Raw genomic sequence first — 227 nt, 5'->3', positions numbered from 1 at the left:
TTCCTGCTTCACCGGCAAGAGCGACGAAGAGATATCCAAGGAATTTGAGGGTAAGGGCTACGGTGATTTCAAGGCTGCCGTGGGCGAAACGGTCGCTGACGGACTGGCTCTGCTTCAGGATAAATACGCAAAATTAATGGCTGATAAGTCTTATCTCGAGGGAATTATGCGCGCCGGAGCTGAAAGAGCTAACCGAATTTCAAGAAAAACTCTCTCAAAAGTATATA

Annotated in this window: 1 pseudogene; it reads left to right on the top strand. The window is 47.1% G+C overall.

Going from position 1 to position 227, the window contains the following annotated elements:
* A pseudogene (locus B0D78_RS13085) lies at positions 1–227 on the top strand (tryptophan--tRNA ligase); the annotation flags it as partial.

The sequence above is a fragment of the Pyramidobacter sp. C12-8 genome, from assembly GCF_002007215.1.
Taxonomy (GTDB): Bacteria; Synergistota; Synergistia; order Synergistales; family Dethiosulfovibrionaceae; genus Pyramidobacter.
The sequence above is the reverse complement of the archived record's forward strand: the minus strand, read 5'-3'. Positions and strand labels throughout refer to the sequence as shown.